The sequence below is a fragment of the Rhizobium sp. CG4 genome (assembly GCF_023701965.1).
Lineage (GTDB): Bacteria > Pseudomonadota > Alphaproteobacteria > Rhizobiales > Rhizobiaceae > Agrobacterium.
Window position 1 is genome coordinate 317,218 of record NZ_JABAEG010000004.1, and the last position, 24,735, is coordinate 341,952.

Consider the following 24,735-nt stretch of genomic DNA (forward strand, 5'->3'; position numbering starts at 1 on the left):
CCTTGATGTCCGTTAGTCCTGCCGTAAAGCAAGCCCGCTCACGGGCGCTCCATCAGCTATCAAGCATTGCGGAAGCCGCACACCGATATATTGTTGCCGCTTTCAGCAGGACATTTCTCCGGAGGAACACCTCATGAAATCTCAGCAGATCGTTCTTGCCAGCCGACCAGTGGGTACGCCGAAACCACAAAATTTCCGGCTTGAGGAAGTCGACTTACCGCAGGCAGAGGAAGGTGAGGTTACAGTTAGGGTGCTGTTCCTGTCACTTGACCCCTACATGAGGGGCCGCATGAGTGATGCGAAATCCTATGCTGCGCCGGTCCCCATTGATGGCATCATGGAAGGCGAAACCATTTGTGAGGTCCTGAAATCCAGAAGCAGCAATTTCGCGCCGGGCGATATTGTGCGAGGACGCACCGGCTGGCGAACCCACGCGGTCGTGGATGGCAATGCTCTACGAAGGGTCGAGACACATGGTGCACCGCTGACGACCGCGGTCGGTGCACTTGGCATGCCGGGTTTCACTGCATGGAGCGGCCTGAAATTTATCGGTCAGCCGAAAGCCGGCGAGACCGTTGCAGTCGCCGCAGCGTCCGGCCCTGTCGGCTCAATGGTTGGACAGCTCGCAAAACTCTGGGGTGCAAGGGCGATTGGCATCGCCGGTGGTTCAGAAAAATGCACCTATGTGAAGGATGAGCTTCACTTCGACGCGGTCATTGATCACCGCTCCGATGACCTTGTCTCTCGATTGGAGGCGGCGACACCCGACGGTATTGATGTCTATTTCGAAAATGTCGGCGGACATGTCTGGGATGCGGTCCTGCCACGGCTCAACAAGTTTGGACGAGTTCCGGTGTGCGGACTTGTCGCCCATTATAATGGCGCTTCAACATTCGATAATGACCGGTTGCCGGCGACCATGTCTGCAATTCTGCGGCAAAGCCTGCTCGTGCGTGGTTTCATTCAGACCGAATTTGCAGCAGATCATTTCGACGAATTTCTTGCTGAGGTCGGTCCGCGCGTTGCCGCAGGCGAGATACGGTATCGCGAAGATATTGTTGACGGTCTCGAAAATGCACCAGACGCCTTCACCGCAATGCTGACCGGTGGCAATTTTGGAAAGCTGATCATCAAGGTCGCCTAAAGCGGCGTAGCGTTGTTTAATTCTGGCACGCTTGCGATCGGTTGAACACCCCAACCGAAGCAGCGTTCTGCCGCAGTATACGCTGAGCAAGTCAGAAAATTTGCATTGACCGTTTTCGATCGCGAGGTGAAACTTCGACCTTATAAAACAGGAGGTAACACATGGACGAACCAGACCGCTGGCGACATATGCGAAACGCTCCGAGAGACGGCAGTCGCATTCTCGTAACCATCCGCCCCACGGAGCAGGGGCCAGGTGCAGTTGATCTCGCCTATTGGTCAAATGGCGATCAGTTCGGAGGCGAAGCCTGGCGCTCTTCTGATTCCGCTCCCGGCCGCATCATCGAATATGCCGAACCCGAGTTGAAGTGTTGGATGCCGATCCCGTCGGCCGACCCAGACCGCATGAGCTTGCCCTCTCCGTGGAAAGGAAAAGACACACAAGAGCTGGAGGTTGACGGGTCGGGAATCTAACCACCCCACACAAAATTCCGCTGACCCGTGCGGTGCCTATCTCGTTGTATTCAGCACAGCGGGGCGTTCTATTGCTTGTCGGGGATTTTCTGCGGCCAGCGTATGAGCGCTTCGCGGCCAGCATCTGTCAGACCGTAAATCCCTCGTTCCAGCCGCTCAAACCAGCCATAAACATTTGAAAGCAATATCTTTCCTGCGTCCGGCACGGATGTCGTGACATCACGAACACGCAACGGTCCTGCAGCCAGAGCGGCCGCGCAACCGAGTGCCTGCTGGCGATAGGCTGTCATGACAGGTTGGCGTGTGCTGCCGCCGAGTGCAGGATCACCCCGCCTGTTGCGGTGTTCGCGCATCAACCGGGAGCGTCTTTTCGGATTGGTGCGCGGCATCGGGGTAACCGAGCCGACGATAACGCTGACATCGCCCGCATCGGAAACACCGAGCATGCCAATCCCAAGCCTGCGGCAAAGATCTCTGTAACGTTTATCCGCTTCGCGCCCTCTGCCTTTGGCTGAAATCCGAGCCGCAATCCACACCTCGTCAGAAACCGCGGCGCGGTCAACGGCCTGTAAGATAAGTTCAAGATTGAAGGAAAGTTTCAGCTCACAAACCACGACGATGGTCGGATCACTATCGCTGAGGCCAACGAGATCGCAGCCACCAATTTCGCCTTTCACGGCGTAGCCTGCCTGTTCGAGAAAGTCTTTTACGGGCAGATAAAGGGAGGTTTCCATAGGACTGCTGTTAGATGTGGAGAATCGCATCACAAGCTACAGTGATTGCTCGCTTGCGTCACCACAGAAGCAGGCAACAAATATCCACCCAGCGATCCGAACGAATGGATGCCGTCAGAATATCTGGCGAATTTTGCAGACAGAAATGCCGTCTTTCGAAAACAGCTCCGGTCACTCAGCGTGCTGGAAAAACTGATATTGATCGAAAGAACACGTATCGAAGGCCACGACGAAAAGACGGGCTGTTTTCACAGCCCGTCAATCCAATCGATACCACGACGTGTCGCAGTAATTATCTGGTCTTCTTTGGCTTCGAAGGCAGAAGGCCTTCGCGCTGCAGCTGCTTGCGAGCGAGCTTGCGCTGACGGCTTACAGCTTCAGCCTTTTCACGAGCCTTCTTGATAGATGGCTTTTCAAAAGCTTCACGCAGACGCATTTCGCGGAAAATGCCTTCACGCTGCAGTTTCTTCTTGAGAACTCGAAGCGCCTGATCGACATTATTGTCGCGCACTAATACTTGCATTTGCCCCTCTTGAGCTAAAAATCGAAAATCGTGCGCCACCATACTCATTTTCGCGGCGATTCCAAGATCGATAACAGCTTTCTTTTGGCATTTTTTTCAAAGAATCGGACGAATTTTGCAGTTATTGCCATGGATGACCGGTAAAAATGGAATCGGAACCGTCACCCTGACGGAATCACGTCACTAGGAAGGTCCCCAAATCCGACAATTTACGTGTGAAACAGTCCAGTCAATGGAATCGCTGTCGCTCATAACTGAAGAACCCGAAATGCACGCGACATGATCACGCCGAAGTTCGTTGACGAATCTGCTGATAACATGTCCAAATCCTCTCAACTTTACGTCTCCCCCACCTGATTGATTGAATGCCCTACATGATCCGCAAACGCCGACTTGGTAACACATCGCTGGAACTCAGTGAGCTGGGTTATGGCTGTGCCGCCATCGGCGGCATGTATAGAAGTGTCAATCGAGCAGAGGCCACGGAAGCGCTGACAGCCGCCTGGGAGGCGGGGATCCGCTATTTTGATACCGCGCCCGGTTACGGCGTCGGCATATCAGAGCGTATTGTCGGTGACTTCCTTCGCGACATCCGACCCGATGACTATGTGCTGTCCACCAAGGTCGGCAAACTTCTCAAGCCCGCCAAGTCGGCTGCGACAGGCCCTATGCCCTTCGAGATCACGTTCGACTATAGTTATGACGGCATCATGCGGTCCTACGAGTTCAGCTTGGCCCGGCTTGGCCTCGCCAAGATTGATCTGCTGCTTGTCGACGACCTCGATCCACAAACGCTCGGTTTGCTGGAATACCGCAGGCATTTCCCAAAATTTCTCGATAGCGGCATAAAAGCCATGGAGGAGTTGCGATCCAGCGGCGACATCGCTGCATTTGGGTTGGGTGTCAGTGATGTTGGGGCATGCATTGATATCATGCAGAGAGTGAAGCTCGACTGCCTGCTTATCAACGGCCGCTATACACTCCTTGATCGCACAGTCGGCACGCGTGTTCTCGGCATGTGTAGACAGTCCGCCACACCACTGATCGTCGGCAGCCTGTTCAACTCTGGTACTCTCGTTCGCCCTACTGGGAATATGGACGAGATCGATTTCATCGCAAATCGCGCGCGCGAGGTTGCCGCATCAGCGGGCGTAGACATTGCATCCGCTGCAACGCAGTTTCCGTTGAGAGACGAGCTTGTGACGTCTGCGATTTTGGGAAGCGCGCGACCATCGCGTATTCGCGCCGCGATTGCCGGATTGTCAGATACGATACCGGAGACAGTATGGACGCAGTTTTCGTCATCCGCCAAGAACTGAGACGCTGTTACCGCCCTTCGACAGCAGGGCTCGCGTAAATCCGCGACAAACTCCGAGCATAAAAGCCATTTCATTCGGCTTGGAATTTCAAGGAAAACTTACCAACCTTTAATCCGGCGGATATCCAACGGTAATCCGCACTCGTCTAATGTCTATCCCATGGTCGCGAAACAAGGCGTCGACCATTCAAAAAGGATCAGGACCATGACGACTAGATTGCACACATTCGTCACCACCGGACTGGTCGCCTTGACGATTGCTGGTTCAGCGTTCGCCACCGCCTCCCAGGCAGAAGCACGCAATAATTTCGGCCGCGGTCTCGTTGCGGGTATCGCGGGCGCTTTGATTGGTGGGGCGTTGCTTGCCAACGGCCATCACGCGTCGGGTTATGGCCCGCCAGCCTATGCAGTAGTGCCATATGGGCCTCCTCCCGGCCCCTATGGCGCGCCAATATATGCCTCACATTATCCCGCCTGCCATGTTGTTTGGCGACAGGACGCCTGGGGTGACATGTACCGCGCCCGCGTTTGCGATTAGGCGCACAAAACCTTCGTTGAAACGGTACCGCGACACAATCCGAACCCGCCAGAGCCCGTCGCCCTGGCGATGGGAAGCAATTGCCTGTCCCGGTGTTAAAAGAGAGTGAGAATGATCATGTCGAATATCCTTCACAGAAATCGCGTCCTCGCCCTGCTCGGGGCCGCCATTATCGCAGTGCCATTGGCAACACCGGTCATCCTTGGCAGCAATGCTGCTTTTGCAGCACCATCCACGGCCCCGGCAGTCAGCGGTATCGTTGCACCAACAGGCTCTTTTGCCTCCATCGTTTCTGCAGACAAGCCTGCCGTCGTTACCGTCACCACAACGATGAAAACAGAATCCGTCGCTTCGGACGAAACCTCACCTTTTGGTGAAAACTCGCCCTTCAACGATCAATTCAAGCAGTTCTTCGGGCAGCGGGGCATGCCAATGCCACAGCAGCGTCAGTCGCAGCGTTCCCAAGCCCTCGGCTCAGGCTTTGTCATCTCGTCGGATGGCTACATCGTTACCAATAACCACGTGATCGACAATGCCATCGACATCAAGGTCACTCTCGATGATGGTACGGAACTGCCTGCAAAGTTGATCGGGGCTGATCCAAAGTCGGATCTGGCGGTCCTAAAGATCGAGGCTAAGACGCCACTCGCCACCGTGTTATGGGGTGATTCCGACAAGTTGAAGCTTGGCGATCAGATCCTCGCGATCGGTAATCCGTTCGGCATCGGCACGACGGTCACTGCGGGTATCGTCTCGGCACGCGGTCGTGACCTGCATTCTGGCCCTTATGACGACTTCATCCAGATCGATGCACCAATCAACCACGGTAACTCTGGTGGTCCTCTGGTGAATAGCGACGGCAGTGTCGTCGGCGTCAACACGGCGATCTACTCACCGAACGGAGGTAGTGTCGGCGTCGGTTTCGCCATCCCTTCGGATCAGGCCCAGCGGGTCGTGGCAAAGCTGATGAAGGACGGCTCTATTGAGCACGGCTTTATCGGCGTGCAGATCCAACCAGTGTCTGCCGATATTGCCAATGCGATTGGGCTCGAAAAGTCTGAAGGCGCGCTGGTGGCCAGCGTGAACGATGACACCCCTGCTGCAAAGGCTGGCGTCCAGGTCGGTGACGTGATCACAGCCCTTGGTGGTCAGGCCATTTCTTCACCACGCGACCTGTCGCGTATGGTTGCAGACATGACCCCTGGCTCGAAAGAAAACCTGACGGTATGGCGGCAGGGTGCCAGCAAGAACCTGCAATTGACGATCGGCCAAAACAGCCAGGACCAACAACAGGCTTCGACCGATCAGGACAAGGGCGGCCCTGCAGCACAAAAGCTTCACACCATTGGCATTGGCCTTGCCGATGTTAATGATCAGGTCCGTCAGGCCCTTAACCTGCCAGAACATGAAACTGGTGCCGTCGTTGCAAGCGTCGCACCTGACAAGCCGGCAGCGGAAGCTGGCCTGCAGGCAGGCGACCTGATCCTCTCGGTTAATCAGCATGCGGTCAAGACAGCCCAGGAAGCCAAGACGGCCGTGGCAAATGCTGGCAAGACAGGCAGAAAGGCCGTTCTGTTGCTCATCCAGCGCGGCAGCGACCAGAGCTTTGTGACCGTTCCGTTCGCAGTCGGTTGATCATAAGCTCAATCAGACCGGCCTTGTACTCTTCGGGTGCAAGGCCGGTTTTCCGTGGCGATATTTCCGGTAAAAATCCGAAGGCTGCCTATCCGCATGAGAGTATCGACCAGGCCGTCAAATGCCGGCAGAAGGAAAGTTTGGAGACTCCCAGACTCTTGCAAATCGCAGCCCACCGCCCTAATTAAACAGAATACTGCCAAGGTTCTTTGGCACGTAAGCGTTAACGTAACTCAACGCGCATGATCAAACGGGCTTCCCGGTTCTGATCTGCGCGGCTGTGTCCTGCAGATCGATCCGTCGGCCTCTGAAAGGGATACATTTTGACAACCGACGTATTTGCTTCTTCTCCGAAAATTGACCGTATTCGTCACGAACTAAAGCGACGTGATCTCACCGTAATCGCCAAGGACTATATCACTCCGGCGATGCTGCGCATCACGCTGAAGGGCGACGACGCTTCGGACTTCGTCAGCCTCGGGGCGGACGACCACATCAAGATCTTCATTCCGACATCAGGCGGCGCCACTGAACGCCGCGACTACACGCCGAGGCGTTACGATACGTCGTCACGCACTGTCGTCATTGATTTTGCCATCCATGAAGCAGGCCCGGCGACCCAATGGGCACTGAATGCCAAGATCGGTGACGTCTTGTCCATTGGCGGCCCCAAGGGCTCTGCGGTCGTCTCGCCAGACATCATCAACTGGTTGCTGGTTGGCGACGAAACGGCGCTGCCGGCAATTGGCCGCCGCATAGAGGAAGCCCTGGCGGGCCAACGGATTTCTGCGGTCATTGCAATTACCGGACCTGAGGAAAAGCAAGACTTTACCTCAAAGGCAGAGGTGAACATCCATTGGGTTTACCGGCCACTCAGCGATGCCGCCAAGGCGGACCTGCTGCTTCAGACGCTTGAACAGATCGAAATCGCGCCGCACACCTTTGTCTGGGTTGCAGCCGAAGCATCAGTGACGCGTGACGTGCGTCGCTATCTCGTTGAACAGCGCGGGCATGCCCTGCCGTGGACCAAGGCCTCCGGCTACTGGGTCAAAGGCATGGCGGACGCTCATGAAAAATTCGAGTGACATCCTGTAATGCACCAGAACTTGCTTGCCATGAAGAGCCGTCAGTCACTCAGCCTGTGCTGGTGACTGACGGGTGTCTGATCACGCTCAAGGAAAGTCGCAGGCGTGCCGTTTTCGCGGCACCCACGATCTCAAATATCTGATGTATCCCGATCTGGCAGGCCAGTACGCACCCTGTTGACCACCGTCCAGATCAACAGCACACAGGCCATCGGTTGGAGATGCCACATCCACTCAGGAAGCGTATCGAACATCGCCACAAGCAGACCAATTGCCCCGAACAACAGGGCGCGGTCGCTTTTTCCCATCGGCCCTTCGTAGTTTCGTTCCTTGCCATGGGCGACACCCAGCACACCGGCAAATTCCGTCAGCACCGAGAGGAAAACAATGGTCGCAATCCATGGGAGCGAGAAGGGCGCGACCAATGCAAAGGGAATGTACAGTGCTGCGTCCGACACTACATCTGTAATTTCATTGAGGTAGCCACCGAGGGCAGATTGCTGCCCATGCTCACGCGCCAGCATGCCGTCGACGGCATTAAAGGCCATGCGCAGAAACATCCACAGTGGCACCAGTGCAAACAGTCCCGGCAGCGGCTGAACCAGCAACAACGCACCGATTGCAACGGAAACAAGTGCCGCACCCACGGTCACCTGATTGGCTGTTACCCCTGATGCCGCCAGCCGTCCGACAAGCGGGCGAAGGATGGCCTGAAACGAAGATTTCAGTTTGTAGATCGACATGAAAGCCCGAATCCGATTGAGTGCATCCACACATGCAGGCGCAAGTTGATGAAATCAACTGGAAATTTGGGAAATCATCCTTATAGAGTCCAGTTCAGTCAAGTGGGAGTGACAACGGCATGATCAAATCAGAGTTTGCGAGCCATGACGGCATGGAGCTTTTCTACCGTTACTGGCCGGCACGCTCCGGCACTGCCAAGGGTGCAATCGTGCTTCTCCATCGCGGCCACGAACATGGCGGCAGAGTAGCCCATCTTGCCGAAGAGCTTGGTCTGGATGACTTCGCTTTCTATGCCTGGGACGCGCGCGGTCACGGAAATTCTCCCGGTGAACGCGGTCACTCGCCATCCTTCGCCCATTCGGTACGCGATCTCGATTGTTTCGTCCGTCATATTTGCGAGACCGGCGGTTTTGCCATCGATCAGATTGCCGTTGTCGCACAGAGTGTTGGCGCAGTGCTCGCAGCAACCTGGGTGCACGACTATGCGCCCAATATCCGCGCACTGGTGCTGGCTTCGCCAGCATTCGACGTCAAACTTTATGTTCCCTTTGCAAAGGAAGGCATTGCTGTTTGGCAAAAGCTGAAAGGCACCTTTTTCGTCAATTCCTACGTCAAGGCACGTTTCCTGACGCATGATCCTGAGCGTATTGCATCATTCGAAAGCGATCCGCAGATTACCCGCCCCATCGCTTCCAACATTCTTCTGGAGCTTTACGAGGCGGCCGACAGGGTAGTCTCTGACGCCCGCGCCATTACTGTACCGACGCAGTTGCTCATTTCCGGCAGTGATTTCGTCGTGCGACATGCGCCTCAGCATCGTTTTTTTGAGAATCTCGGTAGCACCATCAAGGAACGCCATGTGCTGCCAGGCTTTTATCACGACACGCTCGGCGAGTTACACCGGGTCAAGGCATTGGAAAAGATCAATGCATTCATCACAGCGCGTTTCAATGACGCACCTGTTATTGCAGATCTTCGCAAAGCACATCTCTCCGGTTACAGCCGCGATGAAGCTGACCGATTGGCAACGCCACTATCATTGACCACACCCCGTGGTCTCTACTGGGCTTTGACGCGCTCCTCGATCCGTTTTGGCAGTCTGTTTTCAAACGGCATTAAGACGGGTGTTCGCACCGGCTTCGATTCCGGCTCGACGCTTGATTACATCTATGAAGACGATGCCCGAGGCCTTGGCCCCGGCGGCCGGCTGATCGATCGCCAGTTTCTCAATGCCATCGGCTGGCGTGGTATCCGGCAGCGCAAGCTGCATTTGCAAGAGCTGATCGGCAAGGCATTCGCCCGGCTCAAGGCAGAGGGAAAGCCTGTGCGCGTGCTCGACATCGCAGCTGGTCACGGACGTTACATTCTCGATGCGGTCGCAGCGTCAGATGTGCGACCGGACGGTATCCGCCTGCAGGACTACTCACCGATCAATGTCGAAAAGGGTGGCGCACTGATTGCCGAGCGTGGCCTGAGTGATATCGCCTCGTTCCACCGCGCCGATGCCTTCGATACGGCGGGATTGGCCGCGATTGAGCCGAAGCCGACACTTGCCGTGGTTTCCGGCCTCTACGAGTTGTTCCCTGACAATGATGCCATCGAAGCCTCGCTTCGCGGCCTTTCGCTGGCGCTGGAACCGGGATCGCTGCTGCTTTACACTGGCCAGCCTTGGCACCCGCAGCTAGAGATGATTGCGCGGGCGCTGACCTCTCATCGTGGTGGCGAAGCCTGGATCATGCGTCGCCGCACGCAGCAGGAAATGGATCAGCTTGTCGCGGCCGCCGGTTTCCGCAAGATTGAGCAGCGCATCGACAAGTGGGGCATTTTCACCGTGTCGCTGGCCGAACGTATCTGAGGGCGACATGGAGGAGGGGGTTACATCGGTTCCCGAGGGAACACGCAGCGCGGTTCTGCGACGGGCAGCCCTGTGGCTCGCTTTCCTCGCTCCGTTCTTTTATCTCACCTACGGCCTAGCGAACTGGCAGGCATCGCTGCGTGCAGACGTGCCGAACCTGGCATTTGCCTGGGAAAAACACATTCCCTTCATTGCCTGGTCAATCGTGCCCTATTGGTCGATCAACGCTTTTTATGCGCTGTCTCTGTTTGTCAACGACACAACGGACGACGTCGGCCGCTTGGCGCGTCGTTATCTCACCGCACAGATCATAGCCGTTGTCTGCTTCCTGTTATTCCCGCTACAGGCAATTTTTGTCCGACCTGAAACTCATGGCTTGCCGGGTTTCATGTTCGATGTTCTCGGTGGCTTCGACAAACCGTTCAATCAGGCACCCTCGCTACACATTTCCCTTCTGGTGATCATCTGGGATCACTGGCGTGTCCGTTTAAAGGGTCCAGTTCTCGGTATTTGGCACGTCTGGTGCCTGCTGATCGGCATATCGGTGTTGACCACCTGGCAACATCATCTGATCGACATTCCGACAGGTGCACTGCTCGGTCTGTTTGCCCTCTGGCTGTTTCCGGCACAAAAAACATCACCAATCGCCACCTTCCATTTAACCGGTGATCAAAGGGCGAGACGACTGGCATTGGCCTATGCGGTGGGTGTCGTATTGTTTCTTCTGATCGCAGTCCTTTCGTTGCGCAACTCCGGCGCAGGCCTGTTGTGGTTGTGGCCGAGTGTTGCACTGGCACTGGTGGCGATCGGTTACGCCGGTGCGGGACCACAGGTCTTTCAAAAGGATGGCAACGGCTCAACCAGCCTTGCGAGCCGTTGGCTGCTTTGGCCCTATCGCCTCGGAGCAAAGGTGAACCGCTGGTGGTGGACGCGCAAGCTACCGGCTGCGGTCGAGATCGCGGATAGAGTGTTTCTTGGACGTGCACCTGATCGAAAAGAGCTTTCCGCCTATTCTTCTGTTGTCGATATGACCGCAGAATTTCCAGCCCGTTGCGTCCCCGGCCTCAACTGGCATTCCATTCCATCACTCGACCTGCTGGCCCTGACGCCAGAAAGAATCCGTGCCGGAGCGCTGGCCGTTGATGACGCTCGCCGGAACGGACCCGTGCTCGTCTGCTGCGCGCTCGGTTTTCAGCGCAGTGCTGCCGTCGTCGCGTGTTGGCTTGTACGGTCAGGCCGCGCGACAAATGCCAAAGCGGCGGCAGACCACCTGATGACGCTTGGTCGGACGGTTCATTTGAAACAGGCAACCTATGCGGCAATCGATGAGGCGGCACGATGAGTGACTGGAAAACGGCCACAATGCGTATGGCCCGACGGTTGCGGCGTAATGGCATCAGCGGTGGTCTGATCGCACTTTTGCTGGTCGCCGTCGCACCGGTCACAGCAGGGGCACACGGTTTTACCGCAGCCCTTGGATGGTGGCTGCTGGTGGCTTTCTGCCTTGCCCCGATCGCACTAGCCGTCCATCTTCTCTTCGACGCTCGTCTCTTTCATCTGGCCGCATCTCATGAGAGTGAAGCGGAAGCACTCGCCGCTATCGATGACGTTTTGGCCCGTATGAGGCTTCGGGCGAGGACCGCCGTTCCAGCACCGCTATTGCAACGGTTTTCCGGATGCCGTCGCCTCATTCTGTTGCAATGGTCGACCCTTGCCATTGCGATTTTGCTCTATGGCATTCTTATGCTTGATGCCGTCGATGGAGTTGCGACATGAGCGGCAGTGCATCTCTGCTTCAGATCGTCTCCGGGTCGATGCTCGCTGTGCTTGCGCGGGCGGTGACCGGGGTCCGGCCTATCTGGGCCGGATCAGCACCGAATGGTGGTCAGCGCATCTATTTCGCCAATCACGCAAGTCACGGCGATTTCATTCTGGTCGCAACGTGCCTGACACCATCCGAGCGTAGCCGGACAGCGGCGGTGGCCGGTGCCGATTATTGGAGCGCAGGGCATGTGCGCCGATTCATCTCCCGCCGCTTGCTGCGGACGGTGCTTGTCGAGCGCAATTGGGTGGAACGAACGGCTGACCCCATGCAGGTCATGTTGGATGCGCTCGACGCCGGTGAATCCCTCATCTTTTTCCCCGAGGGCACGCGCAACATGACGGAGGAACCCTTGCTGCGGTTTCGCTCCGGTCTGTACAACCTCGCTGTCGCCCGCCCGGGCGTCGAACTTGTTCCCTGCTGGATCGAAAACATGTCTCGTGTTTTGCCGAAAGGGGCTCTCCTTCCCGTCCCGCTGCTATGCCGCACCGTTTTTGGTGCGCCGGTGACGCTCAAAGAGGGCGAAGACCGCAAAGAATTTCTCGAGCGCGCTCGGCAGGCACTTCTATCCCTTGCCCCGCGAAAAGATGGAAATAACGGATGAGCGACGACACCACGCGCCTTTTTCTCGGTCTGATCGGGGTGCTCGTCACCGCGAGCGTCATTGCTGGTGTGTTGTCCTGGCGCAGCCCCAAACCGCTGCCATCGACACTGGACAATCTCAATGCGCGTATCAAGGCGTGGTGGATCATGGTCGCCGGCATCAGCTTCGCGTTTCTGTTTGGGACACGCGGGGTGCTTTTGCTTTTTGCTTTCGTTTCCTTCGCCTCGCTGCGGGAATATGTAACGCTGACCAAGACGCGCCACGCCGACCGCTGGACATTGCTTGGCATGTTCCTGATAATTGTGCCTACGCAATATTATCTGATCTGGATCGATTGGTACGGACTCTATTCGATCTTTATTCCGGTCTACTGCTTCCTTGCCATGCCAGCGATTACGGCGATGCGCGGCGACACGTCCCGCTTTCTCGAGCGGGTCAGCGAACAGCAATGGGGTGTGATGCTGTCGGTCTATTGCCTCAGCCATGTTCCGGCGCTCGTCACGCTACCCATTCCCGGCAATGAAGGGCGTGGGCTGTTGCTCATCGCCTTTCTGATTGCCACAGTGCAAGGCAGCGATGTGCTGCAATATATCTTTGGCAAACTGTTCGGTCGTCACAAGGTGGCGCCGAGCATCTCGCCATCCAAAACCTGGGAAGGGCTGATTGGCGGCATCGCCAGCGCGTCTCTTATGGGGGCAGGGCTGTTCTGGCTCACCCCGTTTTCACCACTGGAAGCCGGATTCCTAGCCGCACTTTCCTGCGTCATGGGCTTTTTCGGTGGCCTCGTTGCCTCCGCCATCAAGCGGGATCGCGGTGTCAAGGACTGGGGCCATATGATCGAAGGCCACGGCGGCATGCTGGACCGGGCAGACAGCCTGGTTTTTGCGGCGCCAGTATTCTTCCACATTGTCCGCTACGCCTGGACTTGAGTTTCAAGTCCAGCTCTGTATTTGCGCGGCAAATTGTGCAGCCTATAAAAGCTCAGCGATACATTCCGTCGCCAGCTTATGATCCTCAACATCCGGCAGACCGCTTACCGCGACAGACCCGACGAACAGGCCGCCTTTCAGGAAAAGCGGGACAGCACCACCAGACGGTGCGAAATCCAGAACAGGCAATGCAAACCGTTCATTGAGGTTGTAGCCCTTCTCTTCAGCCATTATCCGCATGTAGAGAGAGCTTTTGTGAAACCGGTGTACAACCGCACACTTACGGCGTGCCCAATTGAAATTATCGATCGTTGCGCCCGGCAGAAGACATGCAAACACCACGTCGTTGCCGTGCCGGACCTCGATTGCGATTGGCAAGCCGGCAGCGACTGCGCGCTCGCGAATTTTTGCGCCAAGTTGCCAGGCAACGTCATAGTCAAAATGCGGAAGCTGCAGTTTTTCCTGTTCATCAAGAAGTTCTGAAAGCGTTGGCGCAAGCAAGCTCATTAAATTACCTTCAGTCAGATTTTCGGTCATGCATGGCACACGCGCTGTGGCTGCTGGCACGAATAGTGGCGCGAGTTTGAGGGCAAAGCAAGCATGCCTCACGGCATACTTGCAGTTACCCACTTGCCGACCGCTTGGCAACGGATCGTGCCTGTTCGTGTCAGCCCAGCAAACCCGACGTTTTCCTCAGAAATGTCGACCAAACGGCGTAACCGGCAGCATTCATGTGAACGAGATCGGGAAGGTAGTAGCGAAACATCGGCAACCTGTTTTCGCCAATCAGGCCGACGCTTGGATCTTGCCAGCTGGCATTGCCATCCGTTTCACACCACTGACGGGCCAGCTGGTTGAACAAGTCAAATTCATCGCGATAAATCCAGCGGGCCGGACTGTGTTTGATGGCAAAAACAAAAACCTTGGCCTCCGGCAAAGTCTTTGAAATAGCCTCTCGCAATGTCTTTAAATGGCCAAGAGTTGTCTGGGCTGTCAGGCCATCGCTGGCAATGTCATTTTCGCCAAAATACAGGGCAATCCGGCGTGGCTTCAGAGGCGTCAGGAGTTGGTCCATGTAGTGAATGCCGGAAAGATATGTTCCACCACCGAACCCCAGATTGACGACATCCAGTGAGCCGAGGTCTTCGGTGATCGAACTCCAGATCCGGAACGATGACGAACCGTAAAAGGCAATCGGATTATCAGGCAGGCCGATACGCTCCAGCCGAGCCAGCGTTGTGATGATATCGTTTTCGTGACGGCCTGTGCCGATACTGGGCGGAAAGTCATACATTGGGTTTCTCCCGGACTATTGCAGGTCTACGAAAGTGAATGTTTGAGAACACTCAACGCCCCGCGAACAAGAACGTCATCTGCACCGAGGTCAATTTCCAGATCGAATTTTCTGGCTGCGGCCAGATAGAGGTCGTTCAATCCGTCATTGCCAACAATGGTTGCCTTGTCGCCCGGCGAATACCAGCCCGCATCGCAGGCCTGCCGGAATTCCTGACCAATGACCATGCCATGAACGTAGGATCGCAACTGATCGGGTGACAGCTTGCCAGCCAATCCGCCCGTTCGCGATGAAAACAGCAGTGAGAGCATCGCGCGCGAGTTTTTCGCCTCCTCAAGGCCTTGGTCAAAAGCGGCCGGATCATCAATAGGCGGCTGGGTGGCACCTCGGGCAATGAAGGAATGGTTGATCAACAGCGCGAAGATTTCACCAGTCACGAAGGTTTGAAAACCGGCGATCTTGCCAGCTTTGACGCTTGCCCATTTGCTGTGGGTGCCCGGAATGATGATGGTTGCATCAGCGCCTAGCCCATGCCCAACGATCTGCGTCTCTTCACCGCGCATCACATCCGGGAAGGGGCGACGGGCCCGGTCAGTCAATCCCGGCAGGAAAACCAGGTCCGACCCATTCGGCAACTGTCGTTTTGTGCTGCCGGCGGCCAAGCCTGCAGGTCCTGCCGGGCAGGGCACGTAGGGAATTTCCACCCAGCCGTTGCGGCTGGTGATCATACCGAGCGCAGCCACCGGGATCGCACCATGGGTCGAGAACCAGGGCGCCAGAGCCCCCATCAATGCAGCCTCATGTTCGCCCTTCTGAAGGGACGAGATGCCCTGTGCGGTTTCCAACTGGTCCAGTTGTTCACCATTGGCGTCCACCAGCGCAGCTCTCAGTGATGTGGTTCCCCAATCGACGATGATCGATGCGGTTTGTTCTGCCATGTCGTGAGCCTCCTCGCTCATTTTCATCTAAGGGCTTGTCATAAGAGTTTTGCGCATGTAGTGTCAATTAGTGAATTCATAGTATCAATATGTGAGACTTCTTTGGGAGGTGAGGAAATGGCGACTGGTCTGAAGGGCATACTGCCCGTTCTGCCAACACCGTTTTTGAAGAGCGGCGAGGTTGATAAAGCAGGCATGTCACGGCTGGTGCGGTTTGCACTCGAACAGGGCGTGGACGGCGTGGTTTTTCCCGGCTTTGCCAGCGAGGTTGAGAACCTCAGCGCTGACGAACGTGCTGAGCTTCTGGCCGTGGTTGTTAAGGAAGCCGCAGGGCGAATCCCTGTGGTGGCTGGTGCGAGCGCTGCAGATTGGCGCGAAGTGGTAGAGCACGGACGCGTGGCCGCCAGCCACGGTATCCGCCATCTGATGGTACAGCCGCCGAAATCGGTAGGCACCGATGCTCCGGCATTGATCGAATTTCTTGGCCATGTGCTAGACGCGCTGCCAGAGATCGAAATCATTCTGCAGAATGCGCCTGCACCACGCGGTTCAGACCTGTCACCCCAGGCTATTGTTGAGATTATTCGTGCGTTGCCGCGTGTCGCCTACGTCAAGGAAGAGACACTGCCGGCCGGCCCGGCAATCAGCCACATCATCGCGAATGCCCCTGCCAGCCTGAAAGGCGTCATCGGCGGCGGCGGTGCACGTTACATTTTGGATGAATATGCCCGCGGCGCAACCGCTGCCATGCCAGCACTCGAGATTGCTGGTGAACATGTAGCGATCGACCGGGCACTGGTAGCGGGCAAACACAACGAGGCACGGGCGGTCTATGTCCGCACCCTGCCGCTTCTGGTCCTGCAGGCGGTTTATCGTATGCGATTGACCAAACATGTGCTGGCCCGTCGCGGCATCATCGACGGCGTAGGCGTGCGTGCATCGACTCCTGATCTCGACGCGGCAGCTATTGCCGACATCGATGCCAATCTAGTGGAACTCGGTCTTCTCTCCGCGGAGGCCGCATGAACAGCCCGGTCGCATCAGTTGAGGTTTTTACCCTCACCCAACCCCGTAAAGTGCCTTATCTGGGCGCTTTAAGGGAAGGTGAGGTGGTCAATCCCAATGGTTATATCGTGCGAAAGGGAAACCGCACGGTCTACCCGACCTTCGATCGCAGCGTGCTCGTCCGCATGACGACCAAAAGCGGCATCACTGGCTGGGGCGAAACCTATGGCATTGTTGCACCAGGTGCTGTGGCTGCACTGATCAATGATCTGCTGGCCGGTTTTGTCATCGGCCGTGACGCGTCCGACCCATCGGCGATCTATGACGATCTCTACGACATGATGCGGGTGCGTGGTTACACCGGTGGCTTTTATGTCGATGCACTGGCGGCCCTCGATATTGCTCTGTGGGATATAGCCGGTCAGGAAGCGGGTAAATCCGTGCGAGACATGCTGGGCGGTGGCGCAGACGATTTTCCTGCCTATGTTTCCGGCTTGCCAGAAAAGACGCTGCAGGCACGCGGCGAACTGGCAAAATACTGGCAGGATCGCGGTTTTGATTCCTTCAAATTTGCGACACCGGTGGCAGATGATGGCCCGGCCGCAGAAATGGAAAACCTGCGCAAGGTTTTGGGACCGCACGCAAAAATCGCCGCCGACATGCATTGGAACCAAACGCCGGAACGGGCGCTGGAGCTGATCGCAGACATGGCGCCGTTTGATCCATGGTTCGCCGAAGCTCCAGTCTGGACCGAAGACATTGCCGGTCTGGAAAAAGTGTCCAAAGGCACCGACATCCCGATAGCCGTCGGGGAGGAGTGGCGCACACATTGGGACATGCGCGCCCGGATCGAGCGATGCCGCATCGCCATCGTGCAGCCGGAAATGGGCCACAAGGGCATCACCAACTTTGTTCGTATCGGTGCTCTTGCGACCGAACACGGCATTGACGTGATCCCGCATGCCACTGTCGGTGCCGGTATCTTTCTGGCCGCAAGTCTGCAGGCGTCTTCAACATTAAAGACGCTTAAAGGCCACGAATTCCAGCATTCGATTTTCGAACCGAACCGTCGCCTTCTTTCAGGTGACATGGATTGCCGCGAAGGTCGTTATTACCTGCCGTCCGGGCCTGGGCTCGGCGTGAGGCCGTCGGAGGCGGCAATCAGTATGCTTGAACGTATCTGAATTGGTTCTTTGGGAGGAAGCCATGAACAAGACAATGAAAAGACTGGCGCTCGGCGCCGCAACAACAGCTTTGGTGACCATTGGCAGCCTTGCGCCTGCCATGGCCGACACGGTGCTGAAATTCATTTCCTGGCAAACCGATGATGCTGGCACCGGTGAGTGGTGGCACTCGGCCATTGCAGAATTTGAAAAACAGCATCCCGGCGTGAAGATCGAATTCACCAAGGCCGAGCGCAGTTCCTACGCTGATACGATGACGACGCTGTTTGCGGCCAACCAGCCGCCACAGATCGTGCATCTCGCATCCTTCGAATTCCAGATGTTTGCCGATAGCGGCTGGCTGGAGCCACTCGATCCCTGGCTCGAAAAGGACGGCATCGACATGACCGGCTGGGCCGGTCAGAAAACTTGTGAATGGAACGGTGAAACCGTCTGCATCATGACCAACTACTTCGGTTTCGTGATGGCGTACAACAAGAAGATTCTCGATGAGGCCGGCATTGCGGTGCCAAAGACTTATGATGAATTCTTTGCCGCTGCCAAGGCAACCACCAAGGATCTCAATGGTGACGGTATCATCGACCAGTTCGGTACGGGTCATGAAACCAAGGGTGGCCCGGGCCAATATCTCACCGAGATGCTGAACTACATCATCGATGCCGGTGCCTATTGGACCGACAAGGACGGCAATATCACCATTGATACGCCTGAGATGGTCGAGGGCCTGACGCGTTGGAAAACCGTGATGAAAAGCGGCATCAGCCCAGTCGATATGAGCGCCAGCGATGTGCGCAAGCTTTTTGCCGATGGAAAAATGGCCATGCGACTGGATGGACCATGGCTTTACGGCACCACCGAAAAAGGTTCGGCCAAGAGCGACATCGTTTATGCTGTACCACCGCTGACACCGCCGCTCGGTGGCTCATCCAACGTGTTGGCCATGCCATCAGACATTCCCGATGACCAGAAACAACTGGTCTGGGATTTCATCAAGCTGACGATGACACCTGAATTCCAGCGCACCTATGCGACGCTAGGCGGCAACACGCCGCCAAGCCCTAAGGCTGATGTGTCTGGCGTTGAAAAGACCATTCCGCATTTCCCGATTCTTTTGGAAACGATGAAGGCTGCATCGGAGAAGGGGATCGACCGTGTACCGATCGGGCTTGAGCTCTATTACAACGAGTTCAGCAAGATGGTGATGGAAGAGACCCAACGGATGATCATTCAGGACCTCGACCCTGCGGAAGTCGCAAAGACCATGCAGGCCAAGGCGGAAAGCATCAAAGGCTGACCCTTTTTTGGGACCATGGCCCGCTTGCCTTGCGGGCCATGCACATATCACACAGCATCCGGCAGGAGAAATATCCATGACCGACACCGTTCAGCCGGAGCGACGCAAGTTCTTTGACCTTGCGCGCCCCAGCCGGCAACATCTTCTCGGCTACATCTTAATCGCCCCAGCGGTTTTGATGGTCGCCGCCATCATCGTCTGGCCGCTTGTCCTGGCGATCGACCTGTCGTTCCAGCAAGTCAAGATACCAAGGTTGGGTGGTGCTAGCCGTCCGTTCTCGATCAGCAACTATGTGTGGCTATTTTCCTCGCCAGAATTCTGGCTGGCCTGCTGGGTTACGCTGAAACTGGTGATTGTGGTTACAGTCGGCAGTGTTGCCGTTGGTCTCAGCACAGCACTTCTCGTAAACAACCGTTTCAAAGGTCGTACCGCTGCCCGCCTCGGCATGGCACTGCCCTGGGCAGTACCGGAAATCATCGCTGTGGTGATCTTTGCCTGGATGTTTGATACCTCTTTTGGCCTGTTTGGCTGGCTGGCGATACAGCTCGGTTTCACCGACCAGATGATCCCGTGGGTCAGCAGTTCGACGGCGGCTTTCTGGGCGGTGGCCATTACCATGGTCTGGAAAGGGTTTCCTTTCGTATCGATCATGTGCCTTGCCGGCCTGCAGTCGATCCCTGCGGATTATTATGCCGCAGCCAAGGTCGATGGTGCCGGTGTCTGGCAGCGTTTCCGCTGGATCACCATGCCACTTCTGATGCCGGTTCTCGGCGTCACGCTGGTGCTGACCCTGCTTTGGGTGTTCCGTGATTTCTCGATCATCAAGGTCCTGACCGGTGGCGGGCCACTGCGCTCCACCCAGACCCTGTCGATCATGACCTACGATCAGGCTTTCCAGTACCACAACTTCGGTCGTGCCGCCGCTGTCGGCGTACTGACACTGGTCATCTGCATTATTGCCAGCCTGCTGATGTTGGGCCGGCGTTCGAAATCCATCTACTGAGGAGGCTTTGATGAGACGCACATTCGCACAGAGTCTCGCGCTTTACGCCACGGTCGCGTTCACCCTGATCATGATCCTGTTTCCGGTTTACTGGTTGCTGGTAACGGCGCTGTCGACGACCGATGAACTTTACCGCCTGCCGCCAACCTTCTGGCCTGACGATCCGCAGTGGGACATCTTTGCCCGCGTCTGGGCAGCAAAACCCATTCTGATGTGGCTCTGGAACTCGATGCTTGCCGCCGTAGGCTCGGTGGCGCTGTCGATGCTTGTTTCTGTCAGCGCCGGTTACGCATTGTCACGCTATTCCATGCGGGGTGGTGCAACCATGGGGATGTTCGTCCTCACCGCCAAGATGTTGCCGGCCACACTGTTGGTCATTCCGCTGTTTTCGATCTTCTCCAGCTTTGGCCTGATCGGCAGTCTTTGGACGCTTGTGCTGGCGCATTCGACGATGATCATTCCCTTCGCCACATGGATGCTGAAGGGGTATTTCGACACCATTCCGAAGGAGCTGGAACAGGCTGCCATGGTTGATGGTTGTTCGCCCATCGGCGCCATGATCCGTGTGGTCCTGCCCATCGCGACGCCGGGCCTTGCCGCAACCGCGCTTTATGCCTTCGTGCTCAGTTGGGCGGACTATGCCTATGCGCGGACCTTCCTCGTTAACTCACCCGACAATTGGACGGCCAATCTTGGCATCACCACGATGCAGGGCGAATATGTCACCTACTGGAACGACATTTCCGCCGCATCGGTGTTCATCGCGCTGCCAATCATCGCAATCTACCTCTTTCTTGAACGTTATTTGGTCGGCGGTCTTACCGCTGGCGCGGAGAAATAAGCATGGCCAATATTTCCATTCGCAATGTCAGCAAGTCCTATGGTGCGCTCAACGTCTTGCGGCCCTTCTCTCTGGAGATCGAAGACGGCGAGTTCGTGGTGCTGGTCGGACCATCCGGCTGCGGCAAATCAACGATGCTGAAAATCCTGGCGGGTCTCGAGCCTGCCTCCGAAGGCGAGATTTTCATCGGTGACCGCGAGGTAACGGATCTTGCGCCCGGCGATCGCGACATCGCCATGGTGTTTCAGAATTACGCGCTTTATCCGCATCTGACCGTACGCCAGAATATCGGTTTCGGCCTTAAGATGCGCGGCACTGACAAAACAGAAATCGATCGACGTGTTGATGATGCAGCGCGTATCCTTGAAGTGACGCCCTATCTCGACCGCAAACCAAAGGAACTCTCCGGCGGCCAGCGCCAGCGCGTCGCACTTGGCCGTGCAATCGTGCGTCAGCCACAGGCGTTTTTGATGGACGAGCCTTTGTCCAATCTTGATGCCAAGCTACGTGTCCATATGCGCGCCGAAATCGGTGCCCTGCACAAACGCATCGGTGTGACCACCGTTTACGTGACCCACGACCAGGTCGAGGCCATGACCATGGCTGACCGTGTTGTGATCATGCAGGGCGGTATCATCCAGCAGATCGCCGCACCCGACGAGCTGTTCAATAACCCCGCCAATCTTTTTGTGGCAGGCTTCATTGGTTCGCCGGGCATGAACTTTCTCAATGCGGAATTGCGCGATGGCACGGTGACGGTGTTTGGTCAGCAGGTGGCCTTGCCACGCGCCACCAGCCATCAGGGCGCGGTCGTGATTGGCCTGAGACCGGAGCACCTCGTGCTTGGTGATGCGCCGGTGACCTTCTCTGTCCGCCCAACATTGATTGAAAGCCTCGGATCGGAAAAATACGTCTACTTCAACGTTGAAGGCGCACGCATCGCAGACGGCGAAGAGGGAAAGTCTAAGGGCTTGATTGCCCGCGTTTCCCATACCGGAAATCTGCCACGGGACGAAGACATCAGGCTCGGTTTTGATCCTGCCCAGCTTTATCTGTTCGATGCCAAGACCGGTGAACGGTTATGATCCTGGTCACCGGCTCAGCAGGCCGGGTTGGCCGCGCTGTCACTGCTGCTTTAAGGGCACAAGGTCGAGCCATCAGAGGTTTTGACGTCAAGCCTTCAGGGACGGATGGCGATGTCGTTGGTTCGCTTGACGATGCTGGCAGTCTGGCGCGGGCAGTTGAAGGCGTAACGGATATCCTGCATCTCGGCGCCTTTATGTCCTGGGCAGCCGCTGACCGCGACCGCATGTTTGCAGCCAATGTCGAGGGAACGCGGCGGCTGCTGGATGCGGCTGCGGCCGCAGGTGTGCGTCGTTTTGTCTTTGCGTCCTCAGGCGAAGTCTATCCTGAAAATCGGCCAGAGTTTCTACCGGTCACCGAGGAGCATCCACTCCGTCCAAACTCTCCTTACGGTCTCACCAAATTGCTTGGGGAAGAACTGGTACAGTTCCACCAGCGCACTGGCACAATGGAAACCGTGATCCTGCGATTTTCGCACACGCAGGACGCCAGCGAATTGCTGGATGAAGACAGCTTCTTTTCCGGCCCGCGTTTTTTCCTGAGACCACGTATCCGCCAGCAAGAGAACTTTGGAAACCTTGCTATCACCGATCTTCTGCGCTCCAGAGACATCGGCGAGCCCGCACATGTTCTGGCACGCAATGAAAACGGCCGTGCGTTCCGCATGCACATAACCGAAACCCGCGACATGGTGGCGGGTATTCTCCTGGCGCTCGATCATCCCGACGCGGCAGGTCAGATCTTTAATCTCGGATCAGACGAACCGGAAGATTTTGCCGAACTCATCACCGAAATGGCAACTTTAACCGGCCTTCCAATCGTACCAGTCGATTTTCCCGGCGCAGGCGTTTATTACCACACGTCAAACGCGCGTATCAGGAACAGGCTGGGGTTTAGGGCGGAATGGACGATGAAGCGAATGCTGGACGAGGCCATCGCCGCAAGGCGGCAGCGTCTCACCGGGGAGAACGAGCCTTGGGGGAAGAGGCCATGAAGCCTGAAACGCCGGGAGGGACAGCCGCGCTCGCCAAAGGGTTGACCTTGCTCGACATGGTCGCCGATGCCCCAGAACCGTTGCGTTTTGCAGAATTGCTGCGCGCCTCTGGCCTGCCGAAGCCAACCTTTGCACGCATTCTGCGCACGCTCATCGCCTACGGGCTGGTGCGCCAGGACGAGGCGCGCGGCACGTACGTGCTGGGCCAGCGTTTTCTCGAAATGTCGCATAAGGTGTGGGAGAGTTTCGATCTCGTCTCGGCCGCAACACCTGAACTGGAACGGCTAGCGGCCGAGCTTGGCGAGACGGTGGCCCTGTGTCGTCTGGACGGTGTGATGGCGCAATATCTGGTCGAACGTTCACCCAATGGTCTGTCCGTACGCGTTGAAGTGGGCCGCCGCGTGCCGCTACATTGCACCGCGCCTGGCAAGGCGCTTCTCGCCTTTCAGGACCCTGCAGTCGGCCGGTCACTCATCGAGCGTCTGACGTTGGACGCGCAAACGCCACAAACCATTATCACACTCGATGCGCTGCAGGCCGACCTGACACTGACGCGGGCTCGCGGTTATTCTATTTCCTATGAAGAGCATTTGCGCAGCGTAAATTCGGTGGCTGCTCCTGTGATGGGGCGCGACAATACGCCGATCGGCGTACTGGTGGCGCTTGGCCCATCCTCACGTCTCGATGCATCCAACATCCATCCAGCTGGCCGTGAACTGATTGCAGCAGCCCGGCGCATTACCGGTGCCGCGGGTGCCGTCGCCATCAGTTCACGTCCGCGTCCGCGCACAGCTGTCGGGCGCCACATGGCGGACCTCAGTTGCGTTCTGCCTTGGGGCGCACAACTTGGTGAAAGCCCGGTCTGGCACGAAGACGAAAGGGCCCTCTACTGGGTGGATATTCTGCACCCGGCGGTCCATCGCTTTGACCCGGCAACCGGCCGCAACGACACTGCGGAAACCGGCAAGTTGGTCAGTGCTGTCATTCCAGTTTCGCAAGGCCGTCTGCTGGTTGCCTCGCAAGATGGCATTGAATGGCTGGATTTTGCCTCCGGTCGCTTGACACCTTTCGTCAGCCCGGAAGCGGGCATTGCCGATAACCGCCTGAACGATGCCAAATGTGGACCCGACGGTGCTGTCTGGGTTGGCTCAATGCGGATCGACGCCTCCAAACCAACAGGCGCGCTGTACCGCATCAATGCCTCTGGTGCCTCCGAACGCAAGGAGGGCGGTATTATCGTATCCAATGGCCTTGGCTGGAGCCCGGATGCTCGCACCTTCTATTTTGTCGATACCGTGCCGGGGCTCATCCACGCATATCATTGCGATCCAGTGACCGGCACTCTGTCGGGACGACGCGAATTTGCGCGCATTCCGGTCGCCGACGGTCGACCGGACGGGCTCGCGGTCGACGCTGAAGGCGGTGTCTGGTGCGCAATCTGGGATGGCTGGTGCGTGCATCGCTATCTACCCAATGGCAAGCTGGACCAGGTGATCGATCTGCCGGTGCCAAGACCAACCAGTATCGCCTTTGGCGGTCCAGACCTCTCGACACTTTTCATCACCAGCGCCCGCACACGTTTGCCAGCTTCGGCGCTGGCAGATGCACCACTGTCGGGTGGCCTGTTCTCCTGCCGCCCCGGCGTTGCCGGTGCGCGCATACCGCTATTCGAAGGTTCAGTGTCCGAAGGATAAA

At 56.8% G+C, this 24,735-nt stretch carries 25 protein-coding genes; 19 read left to right on the top strand and 6 right to left on the bottom strand.

Annotated elements, in window-relative coordinates; genetic code table 11:
- Window positions 1–133: 133 nt before the first annotated feature.
- Window positions 134–1,144 carry an NADPH-dependent curcumin/dihydrocurcumin reductase gene (gene curA, locus HGO37_RS14780; protein WP_250983967.1) on the top strand — a complete coding sequence of 337 codons (1,011 nt, stop codon included), beginning with the start codon at window positions 134–136 and terminating at the stop codon, window positions 1,142–1,144.
- 161 nt (window positions 1,145–1,305) lie between these two features.
- Complete coding sequence (locus HGO37_RS14785) at window positions 1,306–1,617, top strand: hypothetical protein (RefSeq protein ID WP_250983968.1); 312 nt, start codon at window positions 1,306–1,308, stop codon at window positions 1,615–1,617.
- A gap of 68 nt (window positions 1,618–1,685) precedes the next feature.
- Here the strand turns inward: HGO37_RS14785 and HGO37_RS14790 are convergent, their stop codons facing one another.
- Complete coding sequence (locus tag HGO37_RS14790; RefSeq protein WP_250983969.1) at window positions 1,686–2,351, bottom strand: DUF2161 domain-containing phosphodiesterase; 666 nt, start codon at window positions 2,349–2,351, stop codon at window positions 1,686–1,688.
- 292 nt (window positions 2,352–2,643) lie between these two features.
- The gene (rpsU, locus tag HGO37_RS14795) at window positions 2,644–2,874 is read right to left on the bottom strand and encodes a 30S ribosomal protein S21 (protein ID WP_192490802.1); all 231 of its coding nucleotides are present in this window, start codon (window positions 2,872–2,874) and stop codon (window positions 2,644–2,646) included.
- 374 nt (window positions 2,875–3,248) lie between these two features.
- Between rpsU and HGO37_RS14800 the strand changes: the two genes are divergently transcribed.
- From HGO37_RS14800 to HGO37_RS14815, 4 genes are all read left to right on the top strand, one after another.
- On the top strand, window positions 3,249–4,193 hold the full coding sequence (locus HGO37_RS14800) for an aldo/keto reductase (RefSeq protein WP_250983970.1): 945 nt from the start codon (window positions 3,249–3,251) through the stop codon (window positions 4,191–4,193).
- Window positions 4,194–4,397: 204 nt separating this feature from the next.
- Complete coding sequence (locus HGO37_RS14805; RefSeq protein WP_250983971.1) at window positions 4,398–4,730, top strand: hypothetical protein; 333 nt, start codon at window positions 4,398–4,400, stop codon at window positions 4,728–4,730.
- Window positions 4,731–4,847: 117 nt separating this feature from the next.
- Window positions 4,848–6,365 carry a DegQ family serine endoprotease gene (locus HGO37_RS14810; protein WP_250983972.1) on the top strand — a complete coding sequence of 506 codons (1,518 nt, stop codon included), beginning with the start codon at window positions 4,848–4,850 and terminating at the stop codon, window positions 6,363–6,365.
- Window positions 6,366–6,688: 323 nt separating this feature from the next.
- The gene (locus tag HGO37_RS14815; RefSeq protein ID WP_250983973.1) at window positions 6,689–7,450 is read left to right on the top strand and encodes a siderophore-interacting protein; all 762 of its coding nucleotides are present in this window, start codon (window positions 6,689–6,691) and stop codon (window positions 7,448–7,450) included.
- Window positions 7,451–7,581: 131 nt separating this feature from the next.
- On the opposite strand, the gene HGO37_RS14820 is transcribed toward HGO37_RS14815, so the two are convergent.
- Entirely contained in the window at window positions 7,582–8,193 is a 612-nt protein-coding gene (locus HGO37_RS14820; RefSeq protein WP_250983974.1) for a CDP-alcohol phosphatidyltransferase family protein, read from the bottom strand.
- A gap of 119 nt (window positions 8,194–8,312) precedes the next feature.
- Between HGO37_RS14820 and HGO37_RS14825 the strand changes: the two genes are divergently transcribed.
- From HGO37_RS14825 to HGO37_RS14845, 5 genes are read left to right on the top strand one after another with little or no spacing between them, the layout of a single operon-like run.
- Window positions 8,313–10,049: a bifunctional alpha/beta hydrolase/class I SAM-dependent methyltransferase gene (locus tag HGO37_RS14825; RefSeq protein ID WP_250983975.1), complete on the top strand. Its 1,737-nt coding sequence runs from the start codon at window positions 8,313–8,315 to the stop codon at window positions 10,047–10,049.
- A gap of 7 nt (window positions 10,050–10,056) precedes the next feature.
- On the top strand, window positions 10,057–11,391 hold the full coding sequence (locus tag HGO37_RS14830; RefSeq protein WP_250983976.1) for a phosphatase PAP2/dual specificity phosphatase family protein: 1,335 nt from the start codon (window positions 10,057–10,059) through the stop codon (window positions 11,389–11,391).
- Complete coding sequence (locus HGO37_RS14835) at window positions 11,388–11,825, top strand: hypothetical protein (protein WP_250983977.1); 438 nt, start codon at window positions 11,388–11,390, stop codon at window positions 11,823–11,825. Before HGO37_RS14830 ends, HGO37_RS14835 begins: the two co-directional genes overlap by 4 nt.
- A complete protein-coding gene (locus HGO37_RS14840; protein ID WP_250983978.1) occupies window positions 11,822–12,475 on the top strand; it encodes a lysophospholipid acyltransferase family protein in 654 nt (217 codons plus the stop codon). The genes HGO37_RS14835 and HGO37_RS14840 overlap by 4 nt, the downstream gene beginning before the upstream one ends.
- Window positions 12,472–13,404 carry a phosphatidate cytidylyltransferase gene (locus HGO37_RS14845; protein ID WP_192490810.1) on the top strand — a complete coding sequence of 311 codons (933 nt, stop codon included), beginning with the start codon at window positions 12,472–12,474 and terminating at the stop codon, window positions 13,402–13,404. The genes HGO37_RS14840 and HGO37_RS14845 overlap by 4 nt, the downstream gene beginning before the upstream one ends.
- A gap of 42 nt (window positions 13,405–13,446) precedes the next feature.
- Here HGO37_RS14845 and HGO37_RS14850 read toward each other — a convergent pair whose 3' ends face one another.
- The 3 genes from HGO37_RS14850 to HGO37_RS14860 all read right to left on the bottom strand — a co-directional run bounded on the left by HGO37_RS14850 (window position 13,447) and on the right by HGO37_RS14860 (window position 15,636).
- The gene (locus HGO37_RS14850) at window positions 13,447–13,911 is read right to left on the bottom strand and encodes a heme-degrading domain-containing protein (RefSeq protein ID WP_250983979.1); all 465 of its coding nucleotides are present in this window, start codon (window positions 13,909–13,911) and stop codon (window positions 13,447–13,449) included.
- 160 nt (window positions 13,912–14,071) lie between these two features.
- A complete protein-coding gene (locus HGO37_RS14855; RefSeq protein ID WP_250983980.1) occupies window positions 14,072–14,698 on the bottom strand; it encodes a GDSL-type esterase/lipase family protein in 627 nt (208 codons plus the stop codon).
- 26 nt (window positions 14,699–14,724) lie between these two features.
- Window positions 14,725–15,636 (bottom strand): 2-dehydro-3-deoxygalactonokinase, encoded by a 912-nt coding sequence (locus tag HGO37_RS14860; protein ID WP_250983981.1) that lies wholly within the window; start codon window positions 15,634–15,636, stop codon window positions 14,725–14,727.
- 117 nt (window positions 15,637–15,753) lie between these two features.
- Here HGO37_RS14860 and HGO37_RS14865 point away from each other — a divergent pair, with 117 nt between their 5' ends.
- From HGO37_RS14865 to HGO37_RS14900, 8 genes are all read left to right on the top strand, one after another.
- Window positions 15,754–16,662, top strand: a complete 909-nt coding sequence (locus HGO37_RS14865) for a dihydrodipicolinate synthase family protein (RefSeq protein WP_250983982.1) — start codon at window positions 15,754–15,756, stop codon at window positions 16,660–16,662.
- On the top strand, window positions 16,659–17,825 hold the full coding sequence (locus tag HGO37_RS14870) for a mandelate racemase/muconate lactonizing enzyme family protein (protein WP_250983983.1): 1,167 nt from the start codon (window positions 16,659–16,661) through the stop codon (window positions 17,823–17,825). The genes HGO37_RS14865 and HGO37_RS14870 overlap by 4 nt, the downstream gene beginning before the upstream one ends.
- Before the next feature lie 22 nt (window positions 17,826–17,847).
- Window positions 17,848–19,119 (top strand): ABC transporter substrate-binding protein, encoded by a 1,272-nt coding sequence (locus HGO37_RS14875; protein WP_250983984.1) that lies wholly within the window; start codon window positions 17,848–17,850, stop codon window positions 19,117–19,119.
- A gap of 76 nt (window positions 19,120–19,195) precedes the next feature.
- Window positions 19,196–20,122, top strand: a complete 927-nt coding sequence (locus HGO37_RS14880; protein WP_250983985.1) for a carbohydrate ABC transporter permease — start codon at window positions 19,196–19,198, stop codon at window positions 20,120–20,122.
- 10 nt (window positions 20,123–20,132) lie between these two features.
- Window positions 20,133–20,963, top strand: a complete 831-nt coding sequence (locus HGO37_RS14885; RefSeq protein ID WP_192490817.1) for a carbohydrate ABC transporter permease — start codon at window positions 20,133–20,135, stop codon at window positions 20,961–20,963.
- Between the two features lie 2 nt (window positions 20,964–20,965).
- A complete protein-coding gene (locus HGO37_RS14890) occupies window positions 20,966–22,048 on the top strand; it encodes an ABC transporter ATP-binding protein (protein ID WP_250983986.1) in 1,083 nt (360 codons plus the stop codon).
- A complete protein-coding gene (locus tag HGO37_RS14895; RefSeq protein ID WP_250983987.1) occupies window positions 22,045–23,040 on the top strand; it encodes an NAD-dependent epimerase/dehydratase family protein in 996 nt (331 codons plus the stop codon). Before HGO37_RS14890 ends, HGO37_RS14895 begins: the two co-directional genes overlap by 4 nt.
- Window positions 23,037–24,734: an SMP-30/gluconolactonase/LRE family protein gene (locus HGO37_RS14900; RefSeq protein WP_250983988.1), complete on the top strand. Its 1,698-nt coding sequence runs from the start codon at window positions 23,037–23,039 to the stop codon at window positions 24,732–24,734. Before HGO37_RS14895 ends, HGO37_RS14900 begins: the two co-directional genes overlap by 4 nt.
- Window position 24,735 lies beyond the last annotated feature (1 nt).

What these genes read in the sequence shown, in the direction of transcription:
- HGO37_RS14825 (WP_250983975.1), top strand. Translation starts at nt 8,313, where the DNA reads ATGATCAAATCAGAGTTTGCGAGCCATGACGGCATGGAGCTTTTCTAC.
- HGO37_RS14785 (WP_250983968.1), top strand. Translation starts at nt 1,306, where the DNA reads ATGGACGAACCAGACCGCTGGCGACATATGCGAAACGCTCCGAGAGAC.
- HGO37_RS14800 (WP_250983970.1), top strand. Translation starts at nt 3,249, where the DNA reads ATGATCCGCAAACGCCGACTTGGTAACACATCGCTGGAACTCAGTGAG.
- HGO37_RS14790 (WP_250983969.1), bottom strand. Translation starts at nt 2,351, where the DNA reads ATGGAAACCTCCCTTTATCTGCCCGTAAAAGACTTTCTCGAACAGGCA.
- HGO37_RS14855 (WP_250983980.1), bottom strand. Translation starts at nt 14,698, where the DNA reads ATGTATGACTTTCCGCCCAGTATCGGCACAGGCCGTCACGAAAACGAT.
- HGO37_RS14875 (WP_250983984.1), top strand. Translation starts at nt 17,848, where the DNA reads ATGAACAAGACAATGAAAAGACTGGCGCTCGGCGCCGCAACAACAGCT.
- curA (WP_250983967.1), top strand. Translation starts at nt 134, where the DNA reads ATGAAATCTCAGCAGATCGTTCTTGCCAGCCGACCAGTGGGTACGCCG.
- HGO37_RS14890 (WP_250983986.1), top strand. Translation starts at nt 20,966, where the DNA reads ATGGCCAATATTTCCATTCGCAATGTCAGCAAGTCCTATGGTGCGCTC.
- HGO37_RS14845 (WP_192490810.1), top strand. Translation starts at nt 12,472, where the DNA reads ATGAGCGACGACACCACGCGCCTTTTTCTCGGTCTGATCGGGGTGCTC.
- HGO37_RS14850 (WP_250983979.1), bottom strand. Translation starts at nt 13,911, where the DNA reads ATGAGCTTGCTTGCGCCAACGCTTTCAGAACTTCTTGATGAACAGGAA.
- HGO37_RS14830 (WP_250983976.1), top strand. Translation starts at nt 10,057, where the DNA reads ATGGAGGAGGGGGTTACATCGGTTCCCGAGGGAACACGCAGCGCGGTT.
- HGO37_RS14860 (WP_250983981.1), bottom strand. Translation starts at nt 15,636, where the DNA reads ATGGCAGAACAAACCGCATCGATCATCGTCGATTGGGGAACCACATCA.
- HGO37_RS14895 (WP_250983987.1), top strand. Translation starts at nt 22,045, where the DNA reads ATGATCCTGGTCACCGGCTCAGCAGGCCGGGTTGGCCGCGCTGTCACT.
- HGO37_RS14835 (WP_250983977.1), top strand. Translation starts at nt 11,388, where the DNA reads ATGAGTGACTGGAAAACGGCCACAATGCGTATGGCCCGACGGTTGCGG.
- HGO37_RS14805 (WP_250983971.1), top strand. Translation starts at nt 4,398, where the DNA reads ATGACGACTAGATTGCACACATTCGTCACCACCGGACTGGTCGCCTTG.
- HGO37_RS14885 (WP_192490817.1), top strand. Translation starts at nt 20,133, where the DNA reads ATGAGACGCACATTCGCACAGAGTCTCGCGCTTTACGCCACGGTCGCG.
- HGO37_RS14870 (WP_250983983.1), top strand. Translation starts at nt 16,659, where the DNA reads ATGAACAGCCCGGTCGCATCAGTTGAGGTTTTTACCCTCACCCAACCC.
- HGO37_RS14865 (WP_250983982.1), top strand. Translation starts at nt 15,754, where the DNA reads ATGGCGACTGGTCTGAAGGGCATACTGCCCGTTCTGCCAACACCGTTT.
- HGO37_RS14810 (WP_250983972.1), top strand. Translation starts at nt 4,848, where the DNA reads ATGTCGAATATCCTTCACAGAAATCGCGTCCTCGCCCTGCTCGGGGCC.
- HGO37_RS14840 (WP_250983978.1), top strand. Translation starts at nt 11,822, where the DNA reads ATGAGCGGCAGTGCATCTCTGCTTCAGATCGTCTCCGGGTCGATGCTC.
- HGO37_RS14880 (WP_250983985.1), top strand. Translation starts at nt 19,196, where the DNA reads ATGACCGACACCGTTCAGCCGGAGCGACGCAAGTTCTTTGACCTTGCG.
- HGO37_RS14900 (WP_250983988.1), top strand. Translation starts at nt 23,037, where the DNA reads ATGAAGCCTGAAACGCCGGGAGGGACAGCCGCGCTCGCCAAAGGGTTG.
- HGO37_RS14820 (WP_250983974.1), bottom strand. Translation starts at nt 8,193, where the DNA reads ATGTCGATCTACAAACTGAAATCTTCGTTTCAGGCCATCCTTCGCCCG.
- rpsU (WP_192490802.1), bottom strand. Translation starts at nt 2,874, where the DNA reads ATGCAAGTATTAGTGCGCGACAATAATGTCGATCAGGCGCTTCGAGTT.